The sequence below is a fragment of the Pseudomonas sp. B21-023 genome, from assembly GCF_024749165.1.
GTDB lineage: Bacteria > Pseudomonadota > Gammaproteobacteria > Pseudomonadales > Pseudomonadaceae > Aquipseudomonas.
In genome coordinates this window covers 5,155,457-5,175,889 of the sequence record NZ_CP087190.1, presented here as the reverse complement: position 1 = coordinate 5,175,889, position 20,433 = coordinate 5,155,457, and the positions used below count along the sequence as shown (strand labels likewise).

The window sequence follows — 20,433 nt, the reverse complement described above, 5'->3', positions numbered from 1 at the left end:
TCAGGTGGCTGCGCCCGCCTCACTCTCCAGTAGCATGAACAACCTGTACAGCACCACGGTGCTGAACAGCTGCAGGAAGCCGCTGAGGCTGTCCAGCGCCAGTTGCACGCCGGCCTGCGGCTCGGGGAACAGCTGCAGCAGCAGGCCGTCGATCAGCCACAGCGGCGCCAGCACCGAGAGCATGCACACCATGATGCGCAGGAAGTGCCCGGTGGTCATGCGCGCGCTGGTGCGCATCGCCTCGATCACCGGCAGGCCGCGCAGCACCAGCAGGTACTCGGCGAACACCAGGTTCACCATGATCCACACGCCGGGGAAGATGAACAGCGCCAGGCCCGCCATGATCAGCAGCGAGCTGATCACGATCAGCAGGGCCAACATCGGCCACAGCTGCAGGGCGCGGGCGAACAGGTCGCGCTTGGCGATGGCCTGGCCATTGCTGCGGGTGTCGAGGTAGAGGATCAGCGCGGCGCTGTACAGCGGATAGAACAGCAGGCTGACCAGCATGCCGTAGGCCGGCGAGGCCTGTTCGCCCAGCTGGTTGTAGAGCAGCTGGGTGCCGAGGGCCTCGAGTACCACTAACGGCAGGCACAGCTGGAGGATGCCCGTCAGGTGACGGCGGAAGAAGTACAGGGAGTCGCGCAGAACGCTCAACGGATTCATCGGTCAACATCGCATGGCGGAAAAAGCAGGGCGTAACTTTAGCCCAGACCGCCCGCTTGCTGAAAAAAGTTTCATGGCCAGCGCAATTGAATCGCCGCGCCCGGCCCCCCATCTTTGACGCTGTCCGATGCCCTGTTCAGCGCACGAGGTTGCCCCGATGAACACTGAAGAACAAACCCTGATCGATGGCCTGTTCGGCCGTCTCAAGCAAGCCGAAGACCCGGCCCAGCCGCGCGATGCCCAGGCCCAGGCACGCATCGAGGAGCACCTGCGCCAGCAGCCGGCGGCGCCTTACTACATGGCTCAGGCGATCCTGGTGCAGGAAGCGGCGATCAAGCGCCTGGACGAGCAGAACAAGCAGCTCGAGGCCGAGCTCAAGCAAGCGCGGGCGCAACTGGAGGCAAGCCGCCCCAGTGGCAGCGGCAGCGGTTTTCTTTCCAGCATCTTCGGTGCGGGAGCGCGCAACCCGGAGCCGCAGCGGCCGGTTGCTCCGGCTTCGACTTCCACAGGGGGCTGGCGTGAGCCGGCGCCGCAGGCTTATTCCCCGCCACCACCACAACAGGGTTTCGGTGCGGCGCCTACTCCGGCGCGCAGCGGTGCCAGCAGCTTCCTCGGCGGGGCAATGCAGACTGCTGCGGGGGTGGCTGGTGGTGTGCTGCTGGCTCAAGGTATCAGCAGCCTGTTCAACCACAACTCGCAGCCTGAAGAAATCGTCGAGGTGATCAAGGAAGAGCCGGCGCCGGCCAGCGACGCTGGCGGCTGGAACGATCAGGACAGTCAGCGCCAGGTGGCCGACAACGGTGGCTGGGGCAATGACCAGGGCGGGTTCGCCGATACCGACTACAGCGGCGGCGATGATGGCGGCTTCTTCTCGGACGACGACTACGTCTGAGGGCTCTGGCATACTGCAGCGTCTGATCGCGGGGCAATCCCGCTCCTGTCGAAGCGTGGGAGCGGGAATGCCCCGCGATTGCCTGCCACTGCCAGAGAGAGGCTCCCGGTGAAGAAAATCGCGCTGTTCGCCGATGTACAGAACCTCTACTACACGGTTCGCCAAGGCCATGGCTGCCATTTCAACTACGCCGCGCTGTGGGCCGAGGTCAGCCGCGAGGGGCAGATCGTCGAGGCGGTGGCCTATGCCATCGACCGCGGTGACAGCAAGCAGCAACAGTTCCAGCAGATCCTGCGCAACCTCGGTTTCGAGGTGCGCCTAAAGCCGTTCATCCAACGTGCCGACGGTTCGGCCAAGGGTGACTGGGACGTGGGCATCACCCTCGATGTGATCGAGGCGGCGGCACGAGTTGACCAGGTAGTGCTGGCCTCCGGCGACGGTGATTTCGACCTGCTGCTGGAGCGGGCGATGCAACGCCATGGCGTGGAAACCGTCGTGTACGGCGTGCCGGGGTTGACGGCGTTGTCGGTAATCCGCGCCGCAAGCCGCTACGTGCCGATCGAGGGCAGGCTGTTGCTGCGTCACTGAACCCGCGCTCAGGTTTTTTTGCCATTGCCCCCCAGATGCCCCAGCGGCACCCTTCGCGCCACCGCGCTGGACAGGATGATCGAGGTCTTGGTGAAGCCTAGCTGCGACACGCGGTTGATCAGCGCCTCCAACTCGCCCATGGACGTGACGGCCGCTTGCATGATCACGCACGGGTCACCGGTCACCCGGTGGCACTCGGTAAGTTCAGGGATCTTCTCCAAGGCCTCGTAGGCCTGCTGGTTGCCATGGCTGGCCAGGCGCAGTTCCATCACGCACTGGATCGGCAGGCCGATCTTTTCCAGGTCGACCTTGGCCGTGTAGCCGCTGATAACACCGCTGGCCTCCAGCTTGGCCACCCGCTCGGCCACCGCCGGGGCGGAGAGATTGACCTGGCGCGCCAGCTGCGCGTAGGTGGCCCGGCCGTTTTCCAGCAGCGCGGCGAGAAGCATGCGATCGTACTTGTCCATGGCGATTCCAGGTGACCTTGCAATCGACGGTGAAGCGTCTGCATAACCGTGCATTGCAAAGTGTTTCGGTATTTTAAACGTGTTTTGTAACTTAAGTTTGCGCGAGGGCCTTTCTAAACTAATCCACCCGTAAACGGATTTCGAGCCCTGCCATGTCCACCGCCCGCCGCTTCCCGCTGTTGCTCATCGGAGCCTTCCTTGCCTTGTACCTGGTGTGGGGCTCGACCTACCTGTTCATTCGAATCGGCGTGGAGTCTTGGCCGCCGATGCTGATGGCCGGCGTGCGTTTCGTGATTGCCGGCAGCCTGCTGTATGGCTTCCTGCGCTGGCGCGGCGCGCCAGCGCCGACCTGGCCGCAGTGGCGCGCGGCCGGCGCCATCGGCTTTCTCCTGCTCAGTTGCGGCAACGGTGGTGTGACCCTGGCCGAGCATGCCGGAGTCGCCTCGGGCGTGGCGGCGCTGGCGGTAGCCACGGTGCCGCTGTTCACCCTGGTGTTCGGGCTGTTCTTCGGCCATCGCAACTCGCGCCTGGAATGGGCGGGGATCGCCCTTGGACTCGTCGGCATCGGCATGCTCAACCTGGGCTCGAACCTGCAGGCCAGCCCCATGGGCGCGGCGCTGATCCTTTTCGCCGCAGCGGCCTGGGCCTTCGGTTCGGTGTGGAGCAAGAGCCTGCCGCTGCCCCAGGGCGCCATGGCCAGCGCCGCGGAAATGCTCGTGGGCGGCGCCGCCTTGCTGATCGGCAGCGCCGTGAGCGGCGAGCGGCTGACCCAGATGCCCACGGCCGCCGGTTGGGGGGCGCTGGCCTATCTGGTGTTCTTCGGCTCGATCCTGGCGTTCAGTTCCTACATGTACCTGCTCAAGCACGTGCGCCCGGCAGCGGCCACCAGCTACGCCTACGTCAACCCGGCGGTGGCGGTGCTGTTGGGGATCGTTTTCGCCGGCGAGCAGATCGGCGCCGAGGAGTGCGTGGCCATGGCGGTGATCATTGGCGCCGTGGTGCTGATCGGCCTGCCGCAATGGCGCAAGGCGCCGCAGCAGCCGGTGCCGCTGAAAGGCGAAATGTGCAAGTAGGGCAGGGCGTTGCGGTAAACTTGCCGCCTTCGCTGAACCCCTGACGGTATTGCCATGAATTTCGCCCAACTCGGCCTGATCGAACCGCTGCTGCGCACCTTGCAGACGCTGGACTACACCACGCCCACCCCGGTCCAGGCCAAGGCCATCCCCGCCGTGCTTGCCGGTCGCGACCTGATGGCCGCCGCCCAGACCGGCACCGGCAAGACCGCCGGCTTCGCCCTGCCGGTGCTGCAGCGCCTGGCCCTGGAAGGGGAGAAGGTCGCCAGCAACTCGATCCGTGCGCTGGTGCTGGTGCCGACCCGCGAGCTGGCCGAGCAGGTGCACAACAACGTGCGCGAGTACGCCGAGAACCTGCCGCTGAGCACCTACGCGGTGTATGGCGGGGTCAGCATCAACCCGCAGATGATGCGCCTGCGTCGTGGTGTCGACCTGTTGGTGGCGACCCCAGGCCGCTTGCTCGACCTCTTCCGCCAAAACGCGGTGAAGTTCAACCAGGTGCAGACCCTGGTGCTCGACGAAGCCGACCGCATGCTCGACCTGGGTTTTGCCGAAGAACTGCAGTCGGTGTACGCGGCGTTGCCGCGCAAGCGCCAGACGCTGCTGTTCTCCGCCACCTTCTCCGAGCAGATCCGTCTGCTCGCGGGCCTGGCGCTGAACGATCCGCTGAGCATCGAAGTGAGCCCGCGCAACGCCGCCGCGAGCACGGTCAAGCAGTGGCTGGTGCCTGTGGATAAAAAGCGCAAGGCCGACCTGTTCATCCACCTGATGCGCAAGCAGCGCTGGAAGCAGGTGCTGGTATTCGCCAAGACTCGCAACGGTGTCGATCAACTGGTCGAGCGCCTGTTGGCCGAGGGGGTGAATGCCGACGGCATCCACGGCGACCGTCCGCAGGCCACTCGCCAGCGCGCCCTGGACAGCTTCAAGGCCCGTGAGATCCAGGTATTGGTGGCCACCGATGTGGCCGCTCGCGGCCTGGACATCGACGACTTGCCGCTGGTGGTCAACCTCGACCTGCCAATCGTCGCCGAAGACTACGTGCACCGCATCGGCCGTACCGGCCGCGCAGGGAACAAGGGCGAGGCGATTTCGCTGGTGTGTGCCGACGAGGTGCAATTGCTGGCCGCGATCGAGACCCTGATCCGCCAGGTGTTGCCACGGCACGAGGAGCCGGATTTCATCCCCGATCACCGGGTGCCGGTGACCGATGCCAGTGGCCAGGTGCTGAAGAAACCGAAGAAGCCCAAGAAGCCCAAGGAGAACAGCGCCAAGCGAGGCCTGGGGCGCTGGATGGACAGCGAGGGAGCGGGGGCTGCTGCGCCGGCGGTCAAGGCGGTGCGCAAGGTACCGGCGTTCGGTGGCAAGCCGCGCAAGCCCAAGCCTTGAGATCCTCGGGGCTGCCTAGCAGCCCCGGCATTCTTCAGGTCAGGCGCGTCAGCCAATCAGCTGCCGCATTTCCCGCCCGCAACCCACTAGCGAAGCACGCCGTTAGCAGGTACCCACCCGTCGGCGCTTCCCAATCCAGCATCTCCCCCGCGCAGAACACCCCGGGCAAGTTGCGCACCATCAGTCCGTCGTCCAACCCTTCGAACTGCACCCCGCCGGCACTGCTGATCGCCTCGTCCAGCGGCCGGGTCCGCACCAGCACGATCGGCAGCGCCTTGATCGCCGCTGCCAGGCACGCAGGGTCGGCAAAGGTCGCCTGGTCGGTCAGTTCGCGCAGCAACGCCGCTTTCACCCCGTCGATGCCCAGCTGACCTTGCAGATGCTTGGCCATCGAGCGCGATCCACGCGGCCTGGCCAGGGCCTGGGCAATCTTGTCCACAGGCCGGTCCGGCAGCAGGTCCAGCAGCAGGGTCGCCTGCCCGTCGCGGTTGATCGCCTCGCGCAGCGCCGCCGACCAGGCATACACCAGGCTGCCTTCCACTCCCTGAGCGGTGAGGATGAACTCGCCCTTGCGCGGCGCGGCGCCGGGGACGCTCAAGGCAATGTTCTTCAGCGGGGCACCGGCGAACTTGTCCTTGAGCAGCGTGCTCCAGCCTTCGACTTCGAAGCCGCAGTTGCTCGGTTGCAGCGCTGAGATATCCACACCCCGTTCAGCCAGCAGCGACACCCAGGCGCCGTCCGAACCCAGGCGCGCCCAACTACCGCCACCCAGCGCCAGTACCACGGCGTCTGCCTGCACTTGTCGTTCGCCCTGTGGATAACTGATCCGCAAGGCACCAGCGTCGGTCCAGCCCAGCCAACGGTGGCGGGTGTGGATAACCACCCCGGCCTCGCGCAGGCGCTTGAGCCAGGCCCGCAGCAGCGGCGCGGCCTTCATGTCGCGGGGAAATACGCGGCCCGAGGTGCCGACGAAGGTTTCGATGCCCAGGCCGTGAATCCACTGACGCAGGGCATCGGCGTCGAAGTCGCGCAGCAGCGTGTCGATCTCGCCGTGGCGTTCACCGTAGCGGCCGACGAAGGCCGGGTAGGGCTCGGAATGGGTGATGTTCATGCCGCCGACACCGGCCAACAGGAACTTGCGCCCCACCGAAGGCATCGCGTCGAAGACTTCCACCGCCATCCCGCGTCGTGCCAGGGTCTCGGCGGCCATCAGGCCGGCGGGGCCGCCACCGATCACGGCGACAAGGGGGCGAGAGGCAGGGCGAGGATCGTTCATGGCGGGCGACGGGCTGTGGAAAAGGCCGCATATTCTACCTCAGCGGACTTGTCACGACACTGCTCAAAAAATGATCAGCTCTTTGCAGCTCAGGCGGTTAAAGGGCTGGAGCACCTTTCTCGCAGGTTATCCACAGGCGGTTCCACAGTCATTGTGAACAACCGAGCACCCGCGCCGCGCTGTGGTGGAGGATGCCATGGCGCCGTGCCAGGGCTTGGCGGTCCTTGCTGTAGCCGCCACCGATCACCCCTACCACCGGGATGTCGCGGCCCAGGCACTGGCGCAGCACATGCTCGTCGCGGGCAGCGAGGCCTGCGTCGGTCAGTTGCAGGTAGCCCAGGGCGTCGTCCTTGTGCACATCGACGCCAGCGTCGTACAGCACAAGGTCTGGCTGGTACAACGGCAGCAGGTAGTTCAGCGCATCCTCGACCACCTTGAGGTAGGCGCTGTCATGCATGCCGCGGGGCAGGGGGATGTCCCAGTCGCTCTGGGCCTTGCGCGCCGGGAAGTTCTGCTCGCAGTGCAGCGACACGGTGATCGCCTCAGGCGTGTCGTGGAGAATGCGCGCGGTGCCGTCGCCCTGGTGCACATCGCAGTCGAATATCAGCACCCGGTGTACGCGTCCGGCCTCCAGCAGGTAGCGGCTGATCACCGCCAGGTCGTTGAAGATGCAGAAGCCGGCCGGGTGGTCGTAGTGGGCGTGATGGGTGCCGCCGGCCAAGTGGCAGGCGATGCCATGTTGCAGCGCTTGCTCGGCGGCCAACAGCGAACCGCCCACGGCGCGCACGGTGCGCCTGGCCAAGGCTTCGCTCCAGGGCAGGCCCAGGCGGCGCTGGTCCTCGCGGGACAGTTCGCCGTTCATGTAGCGCTCGATATAGGCACGGTCATGGGCCAGGGCGAGGATGTCGTTGGGGCAGATTTCAGGGCGCAGCAGGGCGGCGTCGGTGGTCAGGCCGCTGTCTACCAGGTGATCGCGCAGCAGGCGGAACTTGTCCATCGGGAAGCGATGGTCCGGCGGGAATTCGGGGCTGTAGTCGTCGTGGTAGATCAGCGGCAGGGGCATGGTGTCGGCGCGTTGGGGGCGAACACCGATCTTGCCAGTATTGGTGGCGCTGGCGCCAACGCAATCGCGGGGCAAGCCCACGGAGCTGCGGTGATCTTGTGGCGCTCATTGGCCTGCCGATGCCAGCACCCTTTGCCAGTCTGGCTCGTTCATCCGCCCCAGAATCCGCGCCTTGCCATTGCCATCCACCGACACGAACAGCGCACTGGCGTAGCCGCTCTCACGCTCGCCGCCCGGCACATGCTGCTGGCGGGCGAAGTGATCAATGCAGCCATTGTGGGTCACCAGTACCAGGTTGTGCCCGGGCCGCTTGTGGGCCATGGCCTCGGCGGGGAACGGACGGTCGCAGCGCTCCACCCAGTCTTCGCTGGATACGGCCTGGCCAAGGATGAAATGCGCGGTCTGGCGGGTACGCAGCTTCGGGCTGCTGAGCACATCGGCTCCGGTCAGCCCCAGCTGCCGCAAGCCGTGGCCGACCCGCTGCGCCGCCTGGCTGCCGGCCACGGTTATGCCGGTCGCATCGTCCAGGCAGGGGCCTGGGGCGCTGTCACAGCGCTCGGCATGGCGGATCATCACGATCACCGCGCCTTCCTTCCAGTCCTGCAGCAGGCCGCTGTCACTCAGTTGTTGCTCGTTGCCAAGGTTCACGATGTGCGTCCTCGTCGCTAGCCAGGTGCTGGTCCCAGCCAGTACCAGGAGCAGGCCGATGGCGGCGCCGAGCGCGGTACGTGAGCGGCGGCGTTCGGGGCGGGCCAGCAGGGCCGGGTTGTGCAGGGTGTTGCTGGGGGGCATGCGTCACTCCGATGGCAGTGCGGCGTCGACCAAGGCCGCGGTGGGTGCCGGCATTGTGCGAAGGCGCCTGTCGGGGAGCGGTGAAGCCGATGTGAAAAATGCATCGGCTGGACGATGGACGCGGCCTACGCTGTAAACTGCCAGACCGAGATTCTGGAGCCGCGCCGATGACCCCCATCCTCGAACTGGAAAGCCCGCGCCTGGTGCTGCGCCAATGGCAGGACGATGACCTGCGCGAGTTCGCCGCCTTGTGCGCCGACCCACAGGTGATGCGTTACTTCCCCGCACCGATGACCCGGGTCGAGGCGGCCGCGCTGATCGGCCGGGTGCGCGGTCATTTCAACGAGTACGGCTTCGGCCTGTGGGCATTGGAGCGCAAGGACAGCGGTGCTTTCATCGGCATGACCGGGCTGCTCAACGTCAACTTCGACGCGCCCTTCGCCCCGGCGGTAGAGATCGGCTGGCGCCTGGCCCGCCGGCACTGGGGGCTGGGTTTCGCCAGCGAGGCGGCCTGGGCTTGCCTGCGCTGTGCCTTCGCCCAGTTGCATCTGGACGAGGTGGTGTCGTTCACCACCGAGGGCAATTTGCCGTCGCAGAAGGTGATGCAGGCCATCGGCATGGTTCAGGACCTCGAGGGCAGCTTCGAGCACCCGCGCCTGCCGCCGAACGATCCGCTGCGCCCTCATGTGCTGTACCGCATCGACCGCGCCCGCTGGCAACAGAACCTGCGCGGCTGAATAGCTCGCCATTCGTACGACGGGACGAACGGCAAAACCCTGTATCATTCGCTGGCATAAACGCGCCGTATTGCCTTGCCAGGAGAACCCCATGAGCCACGTACTCGACGATCTGGTCGACTTGCTGAGCCTCGAGTCCATCGAGGAGAACCTGTTCCGCGGACGCAGCCAGGACCTGGGCTTCCGCCAGCTGTACGGTGGCCAGGTGCTTGGCCAGTCGTTGTCGGCGGCCAGCCAGACGGTCGAGGACGCCCGCCATGTGCATTCGCTGCATGGCTACTTCCTGCGCCCGGGTGATGCCAGCATGCCGGTGGTCTACTCAGTGGATCGTGTACGTGACGGCGGCAGTTTCAGCACCCGGCGGGTCACGGCGATCCAGAAGGGCCAGCCGATCTTCACCTGCAGCGCCTCGTTCCAGTACGACGAAGAAGGCTTCGAGCACCAGGCGTCGATGCCCGACGTGGTCGGCCCGGAGAACCTGCCTAGCGAGGTCGAGCTGGCCAGCGCCATGGCTGACAAGCTGCCCGAGCGCATCCGCGAGAAGGTGCTGTGCGCCAAGCCCATCGAGATCCGTCCGGTCACCGAGCGCGACCCGTTCAATCCCAAGCCTGGCGACCCGGTCAAGTACGCCTGGTTCCGTGCCGATGGCAACCTCCCGGATATTCCGGCGCTGCACAAGTACCTGCTGGCGTACGCCTCGGACTTCGGCCTGCTCACCACATCCTTGCTGCCCCATGGCAAGTCGGTGTGGCAGAAGGACATGCAGATCGCCAGCCTCGACCATTCGCTGTGGTTCCACCGTGACCTGCGTGCCGATGACTGGCTGCTGTACGCCACCGACAGCCCCTGGGCCGGCAATGCCCGTGGCTTCTGCCGGGGCAGCATCTTCAACCGCGCCGGGCAACTGGTGGCCTCTTCGACCCAGGAAGGCCTGATCCGCCATCGCAAGGACTGGGCATGAGCCTGGGCGACATTCGCCACTGGGTGTTCGACATGGACGGCACCCTGACGGTTGCCGTGCATGACTTCGCGGCCATCCGCGAAGCGCTCGATATCCCGTCCGAGCACGACATCCTCACCCACCTGGCAGCCTTGCCGGCACCGGAGGCGGCAGCCAAGCATGCCTGGCTGCTGGAGCATGAGCGCGACCTGGCGATCGCCTCCCAGGCCGCCGACGGCGCCGTGGAGCTGGTGCGCGAACTGGCCCGACGCGACTGCCGGCTGGCCATTCTCACGCGCAATGCCCGCGAGCTTGCCCACGTGACCCTCGAGGCCATCGGCCTGGCTGACTGCTTCCCGGTTGCACATATCCTCGGTCGCGACGAAGCGGCCCCCAAGCCCAGCCCGGACGGGTTGTTGCAGATCGCCCAGGCTTGGGGTGTGAGCCCCGGTGAAATGGTGATGGTCGGTGACTACCGCTTCGACCTCGACTGCGGGCGGGCCGCGGGCACCCGCACCGTGCTGGTCAACTTGCCGGACAATCCCTGGCCGCAGCTGGCTGACTGGCACGCGGCCGATTGCCGGGCGTTGAGGGCGTTGCTCGGCTGACGGCCCTGTCGCGGGGCAAGCCCGTTCCCACGTGCCTAACATCGTGGGAGCGGGCTTGCCCCGCGATCATCCAGACCTGTCTAAGCTGCACTGCACCTTTTCCCACGATGGAGACCCATCCCATGAGCACCAAGGCCCTCTACGTTCTGCCCGGCGGCGGCTACGACAAGGTCCAGGTCGGCACCTGCGAAACCGCCGCGCCCAAGGCCGGTGAGATCACCGTGCGCCTGCACGCCAGCTCCCTCAACTACCACGACTTCGCCGTGGTCAGTGGCATGTGGGGGCCGAGCGAGCGGCGCATCCCGATGGCCGACGGCGCCGGTGACGTGGTCGCGGTAGGGGCAGGGGTCAGTGAGTTCCAGGTCGGCGATGCGGTAGTCAGCACCTTCTTCCCTGACTGGCTCGATGGTCAGCCCCAGGTCGAGGGTTTCGCCAGCGTGCCCGGTGACGGCATCGACGGCTATGCCCGTGAACAGGTAACCGCCCGGGCCACCGCCTTCACCCTCGCACCCAGAGGTTACAGCCATGCCGAGTCGGCGACGCTGACCACCGCCGGCCTCACCGCCTGGCGCGCCTTGATGAGCGACGATCACCTCAAGCCCGGTGACAGCGTGCTGGTGCAGGGCACCGGTGGCGTGTCGATCTTTGCCCTGCAGTTCGCCAAGCTGGCCGGCGCCACGGTGATCGCCACCTCGTCCAGCGATGCCAAGCTCGAGCGCCTCAAGGCACTGGGCGCGGATCACCTGATCAACTACAAGGCCACGCCTGCCTGGGGCGAAAAGGTCCGTGAACTCACCGGCGGCCGTGGCGTGGACCATGTGATCGAAGTCGGCGGCCCGGCCACCCTGGAGCAGTCGATGATCGCGGCGCGCATCGGTGGCCACGTGTCGTTGATCGGCATTCTCACCGGCGTGGCCGGGCAGTTGCCGTTGGTGCAGGCGCTGGTACGGCAGATCCGCCTGCAGGGCGTGCTGGTGGGCAGCCGCGCCCAGCAGCAGGCGATGGTCCGCGCCATCGACGCCAATGGCCTGCGGCCGGTGGTGGACAAGCATTTCGAACTGGAGCAGATGGTCGAGGCGTTCAGGTATCAGGAGAGCAACCGGCATTTCGGCAAGATCTGCCTGACCTGGTGAAGGTCTGTGCAAGGCCCTGTGAAGAGACGGTGCGCTGTTTGGCGTGGGACCCAGTTCAGGTATGGGACAGCAATGGAAACATCAGCGCCTGTCCATCGACACTGGTGGGTGCCGCGCCCCAGACGAACAGCGCATCATCGCTATCCACAACTCGCGTCGCGAAGCCATCGCTATGTAGCGGCGCAAACCCCAGCACTACCTCCCGGGTCGTAGCCGTGACCAGTTCAGCCACCACATCGGCGAGCACCAGTTCGCGTTCGCAGAACACGTCCACCAGCACCATCCGCTCGCCATCATGTTCGATCACCACATAGGCCTCGTGCTCTGCGGAATGGAACACCGCCTCCCGGTATGTCCCATCGCAATAGAACATCGTCAGCGACACATTCGGCACCAGGCTCAGTCGTGCCTGTGAACAACTCTTTTCCAGCGCATCGATGAAGCGTTGACGTTGTTCGCCATCATCCAGATTCACCGGGTGGAAGGTCGTGGCTCGTGGCTGCGCCGACCAGGGTTGGAAGTACTCGTGTTCGACCACTCGGCGAAAACCAAACTTGGGATAGAGATCGAGTACGGTGCTGTTGGCGAACAGGTACAGCAGGTCGCAGTGGCCTGCCCAGCGCTCGACCAGCACTTCCATCAGATAACGGCTGTAGCCACGGCCTCGTGCTTCGGGCGCAGTCATCACCGTGCCGATCTGAACGCAGCGCATATGTTGGCCACCGAGGGTGAAGTCGAGCAGGTTGGCCGAGGCGTTGGCTAGCATCTTTCCGTCGCGAACCAGTGAGCACGGCTGGTTGTCGGCTTGCCAGAAACCGGCCTGGTACCAGGCTTCGAAGTCGAAGCCATAGGTCTGGCGGGTGAGGGCGTTGAGTTCGGCGCGCAGATGCGGGTTGTCGTGGTAGTGCTCCATCCGCTCAAAGGAGGGATCATTGAGGAAGATTGCCATGGTGTCGAATTTTCAGCGAAAAGGAACTGTAGATTAGCAGTGGTGGGGATGTTGAACTGTAATAAGTTGTAGTCAGTGGGGCGGGTGATAAGTGACGTGTTGTGTTTTAAAGTAAAGTTGTGTCAGTTGTGTCAAATGCTTATTCGGTTCTTATATTTTCCTGGTAAGTGACTGGGGGTGTATAAAATGGTGGTGTGGTTTTTCTGGAAATTTTGAACTGGACGGTCGCGCTTCGCTGTTTGTCAACTGCTTTGCCAAGCCTTATTTTGTTTTTATTTGTTGGGTTGGCTTTATATTCGGACTCTGCTTCTTCAAGTTCGAATTTGGCCTTGGCGGTGTGTTGGTATTTTTTTTCTACGTCGGGCGCGTCTATAAGTCCATAGGCTGCAATGCTGGCTTTTTCAGAGAATTTTACTTCTTTTCTTGACGCCGCATGTCCAGGTGTTCTGTCCGCTCTGCTTGGCTCTGGTGTGTTGGGGGGAGTGGGCGGAGTGGGCTGTACAAATTCCACATGTTCCACATGGTCGTTTCCTACAAAGCTCATAATCTTTTCGATGAAACTGCGAGCCTGCCCTGATTTGTCCTGCCAGTTCATCGGGTCACCCTCACAGTAACCATACGCGTTGAGCCCCCCGGCTTCGAATGGGCTTAGTGCATCCGGGGATTGGAAGCGCATCAACATAGGGTTGTAGGCCCGTCGACCGTTGCCCAGCAGATAGCAGCCAATAGAAGGCTCTAGCGGCAGTGCATTGAAAGCCAGCATTACGGATAGCCCATGATCGGCGGGTAGGTAACCGAAGCAGGAATATGAAAATGGCTTTATCAGCAGATCCAGTACGGAACCACTGCGGTCAATGGTCAGCAGCTTGCTGCCGGAGAAACTAGTCGGGTGATTATACTTTTTCATGAGGCTGAAAACTATAGTTGGGCTGACACTTGTATGGCTGCTATGTGGATTTGTTCAAGGGTCGGTACTGTGATTTATCATGCTCGAGTATCCGAGGTTGTCAAAGGTCGTCAAGGTTGATGGTCTCTGATGAGCGTACTTTATTTCCAGTGATAAAGTTGAATATATTCTTAATGTTTCCTATGAATCCGGGCGTGGACAGAGTGGCCCTGGATGAATGAGCACTGTTGCTGGGTGTCGAGGAGGATGAAACATACAAGGCTCTGCCTCCTATCACATTAACTCTGGCTGGGGTTGAGGGCCTCGAAGAGAAAAGCGAGTCGACATGGTCAGTGCCCGTAGGTGACATTAACGGTGACGAGCAAATATGTTGATCTGCAAGGTTTTGAAATTGTGCATCTTTTGTGGATTTGTAGAATGCGGCAACTGAGGCGATGCCTGATACGTTCACAACCGTGGTACCTACATCTTCCAATATAGTGGCTACATTCTCGTCATATGTGTATCTCGCCACTTTTCCTGCGGCATAAATAGCTGCACCGACACCTCCAGCAGCCAAAATAGCTGCGTCGGTACCAGAAATATTCGCTGAGTTCATCTTACTGATAGCGTGGAATGAGAGTGCAGTGACGCCAGGCATGATGCCTGCCGTGGTATTCGTCGCTGTGCTGAAATTCTGATACGGGGACGTGCTTACCGTGGAATTCGCCAAGCTTTTGATTCGGCCACTTCGATCATGGAAGTTGATTGGATCCCCCTGGCAGTAGATATAACTGTTGACGCCCCCTCCGCTCCAAGGACTGTTGGTCAAATCAGGAGAGTGGAAGCGCATCAGCACAGGGCTATAGCACCTGTGGCCGTTGCCCAGCAGGTACCAGCCCAGTCCGGTCTCGCGCCGTTGTCCGGTGAGTCCTGTATCCGGAGCGCCAGTCGGTGCGCTGCGGTGACCGTAAGGTGCATGGCTGCAAGGCAAGCGCAGCGCTCCGCTTTGCGCAACTTGTGGCGTCTGCATCCAGTCGGACGCGAGCATCTTTGTGGTCGTCATGGTGACCTCTTGTCCAATTGCCAACATAAGTTCAGGAAGTTGATCCATCGAGCCAGGCACCTTCCCACTATTTTTACCGCCGCGTGAAATCAAGCTAGCATCAGGACGATGCCCGGGTAACTGGCAAAAATGTCAGGTCCATCGGGTGCGCATGGCAAGTCACCCCGGCGTGCATCATCTCTGGCCCAAGGCGCATTCGCGCTCGAACAGCACCACCGCCGCCCGCAACTTGCGCCCACCGAACAGGCTCATGCGCTGGAACTCCTGGTGGCTGACCGGCAAGTGCTGGCAGTCCAGGGCATGTCGGTGGCGAGCGTGGTCGGTGTCGGGGTCGTGCAGGTAGACGTAGTCGTCGTCGCAGGCGGTGACCAGCACCCAGTGCGGCGCCTTGCTACCGGTCAGCCGATAGTTGCTGATCAGCACCAGCGCCAGGCCGCCTTCGGCCAATACCCGGGGCAGGTCGGGGGCCTGCCGGGCGACCTCCACGTCGCTGTCCTGCAATTCGGCGCAGAAGTCCTCATGAACCAGGCGCATGACCTCCTTCTTGCCGGGCTGGCGCACGCCGTCGAGAAACAACGGCCCTTCGGTATTGAGCAGCAGCCGCACGCGAAAGCCCCGACGCCATGCGGCCAGCGCCAGCCCGTGGGGGCTGCAGCCGCCGTGGCCTGAGGTCATGAACACGGTGGTTGCCTCGCGCCACAGGCGCAGTTCCTCGCGGCGGCTTGGCGGGCGCTGCGATCGCAGCGCGGCCATCGCCATCAGCAGGCAGGCCGGGCCGCAGGTGAAATCGGTGGTCTGGGCGTAGTAGGGAACCGGTCGCGTCTCGCCCGCCGGGTGCTGGAGGATGCGCTTTTCGTAGCGCAGGGCGCTGGTGTGGTCTTCGTAGTAGTCGTCGACCTGGGCGAAGCGGCGGTAGCCATGGCGTTCGTACAGGGCAATGGCCTTGGGATTGTCGGTGCGTACCTCAAGACGCAGGTAGGCGCGTTCGTGCTCCAGAGCGCAGTGTTCGGCCTGTTCCAGCAAGCGGGCGCCAAGGCCATGGCCACGCGCCTGTTCGGCAATGGCGATGGAATACAGCCGGGCCAGCGAGGTGCCACGGTGGAAGAGTAACAGTGCATAACCCATCAGTTGTCCGTCGCGTTGCGCCACCAGCAGGCTGGCGTTGGCGTGGGACAGCATCCAGCGAAAGCTGCGCGGGGTCAGCCGGTCGATGGCGAAGCACTGGTTCTCCAGCGCCAGCAGGGCCGGCAGGTCGTCAACAGTTGCCAGGCGAAATTCGATGTGCATAGGGCCGCCGTAAAAGTTGCGTAATGAAACGGGACATTCGAAAAACTTCATGCTTAATAGAAACCGTGTCTACCCAACACAGGGCTTCAATCATGTCTTCGTTTCAGGAACCTTTACCTGGCTGGCCCGGGGAAAGTTCACACTCAAGTACAGCTGGTATTATTTATCCACTGACGCTGGATAATAAGTCAAGTCAGCTGGTTATCATCGTTGAACGGCGTGAGGACTGGGCTTCGTACCTGCCCAGCGAGGACGTCGTGACGGCCCAGGAGTACCTGGAGGAGCCACGCGAAGCCGATAATGGCAAGCGTGTCCAGGTAATAAACCTATGTCGTAATTACAAGTATCTAGGTCACGGTTATTATTGTTCGTTGTTGGCCGAGGCGCGAGGGCATAAAGTCATTCCCTCGGTCAGAAGTATCAGTGAGTTGACCCGTAAGTCGTTATACGGATTGGCCCTCGACGACATGGCGCGCAGCCTCGAGAGTGCCTTGGCCAATCACCCCTATGGAGAAACCGAAGGGTTCACCCTGACCCTGTATTTCGGCCGTACCGATCTGGAACCGCTGCAGGACATCGCCCGCCAGCTGTTCGAAAGTTTCCCGTGCCCGATCCTGCTGGTGGAGTTCCGCAAGACCAGCACCTGGCATATCGCCGGGGTCAAGGCCGGTGCGCTGCACAAGTTGCGTGAAGACCAGCAGGACCCGTTCGCCAACGCCCTCGATGGCTTCAGTCGCAGGATCTGGCGCCAGCCACGCTCGCGCCGGGTGGCGCGATACGACCTGGCGATCCTCCACGACCCTGACGAAGCGCTGCCGCCTTCCAACCCCAAGGCACTGGAACACTTCATCCGCGCCGGGCGCCAGTTGGGGGTCGATGTCGAGCTGATCGGCAAGAAAGACTATGCCCGCCTGGCCGAGTACGACGCGTTGCTGATCCGCGAGACCACCAGCGTCGACAACCACACCTACCGCTTTGCCAAGAAGGCCGAGAGCGAAGGGCTGGTGGTAATGGACGACCCGGCATCGATTCTGCGCTGCACCAACAAGGTGTACCTGACCGACCTGCTGCGCAGCCATCGCCTGGCCATGCCGGCCAGCGAGATCCTCTACCGCGACAATCCTCAGGCCCTGGAAGGCATCGGCGAGCGGTTGGGCTTTCCGCTGGTGCTGAAGATTCCCGACGGCTGTTTCTCCCGGGGCGTGATCAAGGTCAAGGACCCCAGCGAACTCCAGGCCGCCACCGCCGAACTGTTCGAGCATTCGGTACTGCTTCTCGCCCAGGAATACCTCTACACCGAGTACGACTGGCGTATCGGCGTGCTCAACCGCAAGCCGATTTTTGCCTGCCAGTACTTCATGTCCAAGGGCCACTGGCAGATCTTCAACCACCAGGCCCAGCGCGACGAAGTCAACGGCGAGTGCCGCACCCTGGCCGTGCACGAGGCGCCGCGGGCGGTGGTGGAGCTGGCGGTCAAGGCCGCCAACCTGATCGGCGATGGCCTGTACGGCGTCGACCTCAAGCAGGTCGGCGAGCGGGTGGTGGTAATAGAGGTCAACGACAACCCCAACCTCGACGCAGGCATCGAGGATGCCTACCTGCACGACGACCTCTACACCCTGGTGCTGGAGGAATTCATCCGTCGCCTGGAGCAGAAGCGCCGGGGGCAAGCCTGGTAACGAGGTGCTGGCATGATCGAAAGCTATAGCCTGGCCCATGGCCAGTTGCGCAAGCGTGAAGGACTCGATTGCGAGGTGCTGCTGTTCGTAGAACCGGACAGCGCCGAGCGTGAGCTGTTGCAGGCTTGGTTCCACCTGGATGCCCATGCCCTGGCGTCGGCACTCGACCCGGACGAGGTGTCACGCATCGAACTTCACCGCGATGGCCTGTTCCTGATCTGGAAACGCCCGGAGAGCTACACCGGGGGCGACAGCTTCGTCTTCCAAGTGTCCTCGTTCGGCATGCTGATGGTCGATGGTCACCTGGTGCTGATCGCCCCGGACGCCTCTCTGCTCGACGGCCTGGGGCAGCGCCATGCGCTGCACGATCCGATGGATGTGCTGCTGGCCATCCTGCTGGACAACCTGCACCACTACCTGGGGCACCTGAAGGTGATCAAGATGGTCGCCCGCGAACTGCAGCAGCGCTTCGAGCAGTCGCTGGAAAACCACCACCTGATGCAGATGTTCAACCTTAGCGAGAGCCTGATCCACTACATCAACGCCATCCACAGCAATGGCGCGGTGCTCTCGCGCTTGCGCGCCCATGGCGAGAAGCGCCATTTCAACCCCGAGGTGCTGGCCCTGATCGACGATCTGGTCATCGAGAACAACCAGTGCCACAAGCAGGCCGAAATCTACTCGACGGTGTTAGCCGGCTTGATGGACGCTCGCGGCAACCTTGCCAACAACGCGATGAACGAGACCCTGCGCAAGCTCACCCTGATCAACGTTGTGTTCCTGCCGCTGAACCTGATCGCCAGCATTGGCGGTATGTCCGAGTTCAGCATGATGACGGCAGGCGTGCCCTGGTGGCTGGCCTATGCCGTGCTGGTGCTGGCGATGCTGCTGCTGGGCGTGCTCATGGTGCTGGCGCTCAAGCGCCTGGCCAGGGGGCGTCGGCCCGTGGTGCCCCTTGCGCAAACCGAGCGCCCCGTTGCGCGGCCGGCCCCCTCATTCCCTGGTATCGCCAATTGGAGAGCGCCATGAGCAATCTGCAGATCGGCCTGATGATCGTCACGGTGATCGTGGTGTTCGCGGTGGTGAACTTCTACTGGGACTACCTGCGTGACCGCGACTGACGCAAACAGGCATGTTCGGGGGCTTGACTGACGTGCACGGGCACGCGGTGTCGTGATCGAACCGTTGTCTGACGTTTTCGAGCATTTTGCTCGCGCCGCGCCCGGCTTAAAGTGAAGCCCGCATCCCCATGGTGCGTTGCCCCAGGCGCGTGAGAAGGCCGATAACAGAGCGTGCGCAACGTACTCCGCCCTACCTCGAGGAGACTGTTTTCGCCTACGCCTGCCCGTCCCTTCCTTGTGTCAGCAAAAAGAGAACAAGACCAATGAACACCGTGGGAACTGATGGCAACCTTGCTCAAGGTTTCAAGCCACGTCACGTAACGATGCTGTCCATCGCCGGCATCATCGGCGCGGGACTTTTCGTCGGCTCCGGACATGCCATCGCGGCAGCCGGGCCCGCCACCATTCTTTCCTATTTCGTCGCCGGCACCCTGGTGGTACTGGTCATGCGCATGCTCGGTGAAATGGCCGTGGCCCATCCTGATACCGGCTCGTTCTCCACCTATGCCGACCAGGCCATCGGGCGCTGGGCCGGCTATACCATCGGCTGGCTGTACTGGTGGTTCTGGGTGCTGGTGATCCCCATCGAGGCGCTGGCCGCTGGGCATGTGCTCAACGCCTGGTTCCCCCAAGTGGACAGCTGGATCTTCGCCCTGGCCTCGGTGCTGTTGCTGGCCTGCACCAACCTGTTCAGCGTGGCCAAGTACGGCGAGTTCGAATTCTGGTTCGCCATTCTCAAGGTCACCGCGATTCTCGGCTTCATCGGCCTGGGTTTTGCCGCACTGGCAGGCTGGTTGCCGGAGCGCGAGGTCAGTGGATTGAGCACACTGGTCGACGAGCATGGCGGCTTCGCCCCCAAGGGCTGGTCGGCGGTGGTCGGTGCCTTTATCACCGTGATGTTCAGTTTCATCGGCACCGAGGCGGTGACCATCGCTGCCTCCGAGTCCAGCGATCCGGCGCGCAACATCGCCAAGGCCACCCGTTCGGTGATCTGGCGCATCAGTACGTTCTATATCCTGTCGATCTTCGTGATCATCTCGGTGGTGCCCTGGAATGACCCGCAGTTGGCTGTGGTGGGCTCCTACCAGCGCGCGCTGGAGATCATGAACATCCCCAACGCCGCGCTGATGGTCGACTTTGTGGTGCTGGTAGCGGTGACCAGTTGCATGAACTCGTCGATCTACATCGCCTCGCGGATGATGTACTCGCTGGCCAAGCGCGGCGATGCGCCAGCGCTGCTGAAGAACACTTCACGGGTTGGCGTGCCGCGTGCGGCGGTGTTCGGCAGCACCCTGATCGGCGCGGCCATCGCCATTCTCAACTACTTCGCGCCCAAGGGCGTGTTCGAGTTCCTGCTGGCCAGCTCCGGCGCCATTGCCTTGCTGGTGTACCTGGTGATCGCCATTTCGCAGTTGCGCATGCGTGCACGGCTGGAGCGCGAGAGCGCCAACCTCAAGTTCCGCATGTGGCTGTTCCCCTGGCTGACCTGGGCGGTGATCCTGTTCATCGGCGGCGCACTGGCCGTGATGATGTTCACCGAGGAACACCGCGCCGAGGTCACCGCCACCTTGAGCCTGGCGATCGTGATCTCGTTCCTCGGCATCATCACCACCCGGGGGCATGCGCGGGGCGCCGCAGCAGCAGGCTCTGCGCGTTGAGGTGAAACCGGGCTTGCCCGCAACGTGGCAAGCCCGAGCCTACGCGTTGCCATGACGTTTCCCGGAGTATTTACGGGTTTTGGCAAAGCCCCGAATCTTCATTGGCGTGATATATCCGTGCCATCATTTTTTGTCTTACACTCCGGCCATCAGCTCGCAAGGGAGTGCG

20 protein-coding genes are annotated in these 20,433 nt (G+C 63.2%); 11 read left to right on the top strand and 9 right to left on the bottom strand.

Translation table 11 applies throughout. From position 1 onward, the window contains the following. Positions 1-663: a YciC family protein gene (locus tag LOY42_RS23305; protein ID WP_110703165.1), complete on the bottom strand. Its 663-nt coding sequence runs from the start codon at positions 661-663 to the stop codon at positions 1-3. A 157-nt stretch (positions 664-820) separates the two neighbouring features. Here LOY42_RS23305 and LOY42_RS23300 point away from each other — a divergent pair, with 157 nt between their 5' ends. Continuing rightward, positions 821-1,555: a DUF2076 domain-containing protein gene (locus LOY42_RS23300; RefSeq protein WP_258599472.1), complete on the top strand. Its 735-nt coding sequence runs from the start codon at positions 821-823 to the stop codon at positions 1,553-1,555. Between the two features lie 108 nt (positions 1,556-1,663). After that, positions 1,664-2,143, top strand: a complete 480-nt coding sequence (locus LOY42_RS23295; protein ID WP_139668332.1) for an NYN domain-containing protein — start codon at positions 1,664-1,666, stop codon at positions 2,141-2,143. Positions 2,144-2,151: 8 nt separating this feature from the next. Here LOY42_RS23295 and LOY42_RS23290 read toward each other — a convergent pair whose 3' ends face one another. Further along, positions 2,152-2,610, bottom strand: coding sequence for an Lrp/AsnC family transcriptional regulator (locus LOY42_RS23290; RefSeq protein WP_023631363.1), 459 nt, complete (start codon positions 2,608-2,610; stop codon positions 2,152-2,154). A gap of 152 nt (positions 2,611-2,762) precedes the next feature. Here LOY42_RS23290 and yedA point away from each other — a divergent pair, with 152 nt between their 5' ends. Then, positions 2,763-3,683, top strand: coding sequence for a drug/metabolite exporter YedA (gene yedA / locus LOY42_RS23285; RefSeq protein ID WP_102684160.1), 921 nt, complete (start codon positions 2,763-2,765; stop codon positions 3,681-3,683). A 54-nt stretch (positions 3,684-3,737) separates the two neighbouring features. Then, entirely contained in the window at positions 3,738-5,069 is a 1,332-nt protein-coding gene (locus LOY42_RS23280; RefSeq protein WP_102684159.1) for a DEAD/DEAH box helicase, read from the top strand. A 34-nt stretch (positions 5,070-5,103) separates the two neighbouring features. On the opposite strand, the gene LOY42_RS23275 is transcribed toward LOY42_RS23280, so the two are convergent. The 3 genes from LOY42_RS23275 to LOY42_RS23265 all read right to left on the bottom strand — a co-directional run bounded on the left by LOY42_RS23275 (position 5,104) and on the right by LOY42_RS23265 (position 8,200). Next, the gene (locus LOY42_RS23275) at positions 5,104-6,345 is read right to left on the bottom strand and encodes a TIGR03862 family flavoprotein (protein ID WP_258599469.1); all 1,242 of its coding nucleotides are present in this window, start codon (positions 6,343-6,345) and stop codon (positions 5,104-5,106) included. Between the two features lie 148 nt (positions 6,346-6,493). Beyond that, a complete protein-coding gene (locus tag LOY42_RS23270) occupies positions 6,494-7,408 on the bottom strand; it encodes a histone deacetylase (protein ID WP_139668338.1) in 915 nt (304 codons plus the stop codon). A 105-nt stretch (positions 7,409-7,513) separates the two neighbouring features. Further along, complete coding sequence (locus LOY42_RS23265) at positions 7,514-8,200, bottom strand: histidine phosphatase family protein (RefSeq protein ID WP_139668340.1); 687 nt, start codon at positions 8,198-8,200, stop codon at positions 7,514-7,516. A gap of 167 nt (positions 8,201-8,367) precedes the next feature. On the opposite strand from LOY42_RS23265, the gene LOY42_RS23260 reads away from it, so the two are divergent. The 4 genes from LOY42_RS23260 (at position 8,368) to LOY42_RS23245 (ending at position 11,618) form a co-directional block, all read left to right on the top strand. Further along, positions 8,368-8,937 carry a GNAT family N-acetyltransferase gene (locus LOY42_RS23260; protein WP_139668342.1) on the top strand — a complete coding sequence of 190 codons (570 nt, stop codon included), beginning with the start codon at positions 8,368-8,370 and terminating at the stop codon, positions 8,935-8,937. A gap of 91 nt (positions 8,938-9,028) precedes the next feature. After that, the gene (tesB, locus tag LOY42_RS23255; RefSeq protein ID WP_110703148.1) at positions 9,029-9,898 is read left to right on the top strand and encodes an acyl-CoA thioesterase II; all 870 of its coding nucleotides are present in this window, start codon (positions 9,029-9,031) and stop codon (positions 9,896-9,898) included. Next, on the top strand, positions 9,895-10,485 hold the full coding sequence (locus LOY42_RS23250) for an HAD family hydrolase (RefSeq protein ID WP_258599468.1): 591 nt from the start codon (positions 9,895-9,897) through the stop codon (positions 10,483-10,485). Before tesB ends, LOY42_RS23250 begins: the two co-directional genes overlap by 4 nt. A gap of 122 nt (positions 10,486-10,607) precedes the next feature. Further along, a complete protein-coding gene (locus LOY42_RS23245; RefSeq protein WP_139668347.1) occupies positions 10,608-11,618 on the top strand; it encodes an NAD(P)-dependent alcohol dehydrogenase in 1,011 nt (336 codons plus the stop codon). A gap of 55 nt (positions 11,619-11,673) precedes the next feature. Here the strand turns inward: LOY42_RS23245 and LOY42_RS23240 are convergent, their stop codons facing one another. The 4 genes from LOY42_RS23240 to LOY42_RS23225 form a co-directional block, all read right to left on the bottom strand. Next, the gene (locus tag LOY42_RS23240) at positions 11,674-12,567 is read right to left on the bottom strand and encodes a GNAT family N-acetyltransferase (protein WP_258599466.1); all 894 of its coding nucleotides are present in this window, start codon (positions 12,565-12,567) and stop codon (positions 11,674-11,676) included. 139 nt (positions 12,568-12,706) lie between these two features. After that, the gene (locus tag LOY42_RS23235; RefSeq protein ID WP_139668352.1) at positions 12,707-13,474 is read right to left on the bottom strand and encodes an RHS repeat-associated core domain-containing protein; all 768 of its coding nucleotides are present in this window, start codon (positions 13,472-13,474) and stop codon (positions 12,707-12,709) included. 100 nt (positions 13,475-13,574) lie between these two features. Next, positions 13,575-14,567, bottom strand: a complete 993-nt coding sequence (locus tag LOY42_RS23230; RefSeq protein WP_139668354.1) for an RHS repeat-associated core domain-containing protein — start codon at positions 14,565-14,567, stop codon at positions 13,575-13,577. A 126-nt stretch (positions 14,568-14,693) separates the two neighbouring features. Further along, positions 14,694-15,806: a peptidase C39 family protein gene (locus tag LOY42_RS23225; protein WP_139668356.1), complete on the bottom strand. Its 1,113-nt coding sequence runs from the start codon at positions 15,804-15,806 to the stop codon at positions 14,694-14,696. A 92-nt stretch (positions 15,807-15,898) separates the two neighbouring features. On the opposite strand from LOY42_RS23225, the gene LOY42_RS23220 reads away from it, so the two are divergent. The 3 genes from LOY42_RS23220 to gabP all read left to right on the top strand — a co-directional run bounded on the left by LOY42_RS23220 (position 15,899) and on the right by gabP (position 20,264). After that, positions 15,899-17,485, top strand: coding sequence for a RimK family protein (locus LOY42_RS23220; protein WP_258599465.1), 1,587 nt, complete (start codon positions 15,899-15,901; stop codon positions 17,483-17,485). 12 nt (positions 17,486-17,497) lie between these two features. Then, complete coding sequence (locus LOY42_RS23215; RefSeq protein ID WP_139668358.1) at positions 17,498-18,514, top strand: magnesium transporter CorA family protein; 1,017 nt, start codon at positions 17,498-17,500, stop codon at positions 18,512-18,514. Positions 18,515-18,869: 355 nt separating this feature from the next. After that, positions 18,870-20,264, top strand: coding sequence for a GABA permease (gene gabP, locus LOY42_RS23210; protein ID WP_258599463.1), 1,395 nt, complete (start codon positions 18,870-18,872; stop codon positions 20,262-20,264). Positions 20,265-20,433 lie beyond the last annotated feature (169 nt).

Coding starts and splice junctions, on each gene's coding strand:
- LOY42_RS23305 (WP_110703165.1), bottom strand. CDS start 663: ATGAATCCGTTGAGCGTTCTGCGCGACTCCCTGTACTTCTTCCGCCGT.
- LOY42_RS23300 (WP_258599472.1), top strand. CDS start 821: ATGAACACTGAAGAACAAACCCTGATCGATGGCCTGTTCGGCCGTCTC.
- LOY42_RS23290 (WP_023631363.1), bottom strand. CDS start 2,610: ATGGACAAGTACGATCGCATGCTTCTCGCCGCGCTGCTGGAAAACGGC.
- yedA (WP_102684160.1), top strand. CDS start 2,763: ATGTCCACCGCCCGCCGCTTCCCGCTGTTGCTCATCGGAGCCTTCCTT.
- LOY42_RS23280 (WP_102684159.1), top strand. CDS start 3,738: ATGAATTTCGCCCAACTCGGCCTGATCGAACCGCTGCTGCGCACCTTG.
- LOY42_RS23275 (WP_258599469.1), bottom strand. CDS start 6,345: ATGAACGATCCTCGCCCTGCCTCTCGCCCCCTTGTCGCCGTGATCGGT.
- LOY42_RS23270 (WP_139668338.1), bottom strand. CDS start 7,408: ATGCCCCTGCCGCTGATCTACCACGACGACTACAGCCCCGAATTCCCG.
- LOY42_RS23265 (WP_139668340.1), bottom strand. CDS start 8,200: ATGCCCCCCAGCAACACCCTGCACAACCCGGCCCTGCTGGCCCGCCCC.
- LOY42_RS23260 (WP_139668342.1), top strand. CDS start 8,368: ATGACCCCCATCCTCGAACTGGAAAGCCCGCGCCTGGTGCTGCGCCAA.
- tesB (WP_110703148.1), top strand. CDS start 9,029: ATGAGCCACGTACTCGACGATCTGGTCGACTTGCTGAGCCTCGAGTCC.
- LOY42_RS23250 (WP_258599468.1), top strand. CDS start 9,895: ATGAGCCTGGGCGACATTCGCCACTGGGTGTTCGACATGGACGGCACC.
- LOY42_RS23245 (WP_139668347.1), top strand. CDS start 10,608: ATGAGCACCAAGGCCCTCTACGTTCTGCCCGGCGGCGGCTACGACAAG.
- LOY42_RS23240 (WP_258599466.1), bottom strand. CDS start 12,567: ATGGCAATCTTCCTCAATGATCCCTCCTTTGAGCGGATGGAGCACTAC.
- LOY42_RS23235 (WP_139668352.1), bottom strand. CDS start 13,474: ATGAAAAAGTATAATCACCCGACTAGTTTCTCCGGCAGCAAGCTGCTG.
- LOY42_RS23230 (WP_139668354.1), bottom strand. CDS start 14,567: ATGGATCAACTTCCTGAACTTATGTTGGCAATTGGACAAGAGGTCACC.
- LOY42_RS23225 (WP_139668356.1), bottom strand. CDS start 15,806: ATGCACATCGAATTTCGCCTGGCAACTGTTGACGACCTGCCGGCCCTG.
- LOY42_RS23220 (WP_258599465.1), top strand. CDS start 15,899: ATGTCTTCGTTTCAGGAACCTTTACCTGGCTGGCCCGGGGAAAGTTCA.
- LOY42_RS23215 (WP_139668358.1), top strand. CDS start 17,498: ATGATCGAAAGCTATAGCCTGGCCCATGGCCAGTTGCGCAAGCGTGAA.
- gabP (WP_258599463.1), top strand. CDS start 18,870: ATGAACACCGTGGGAACTGATGGCAACCTTGCTCAAGGTTTCAAGCCA.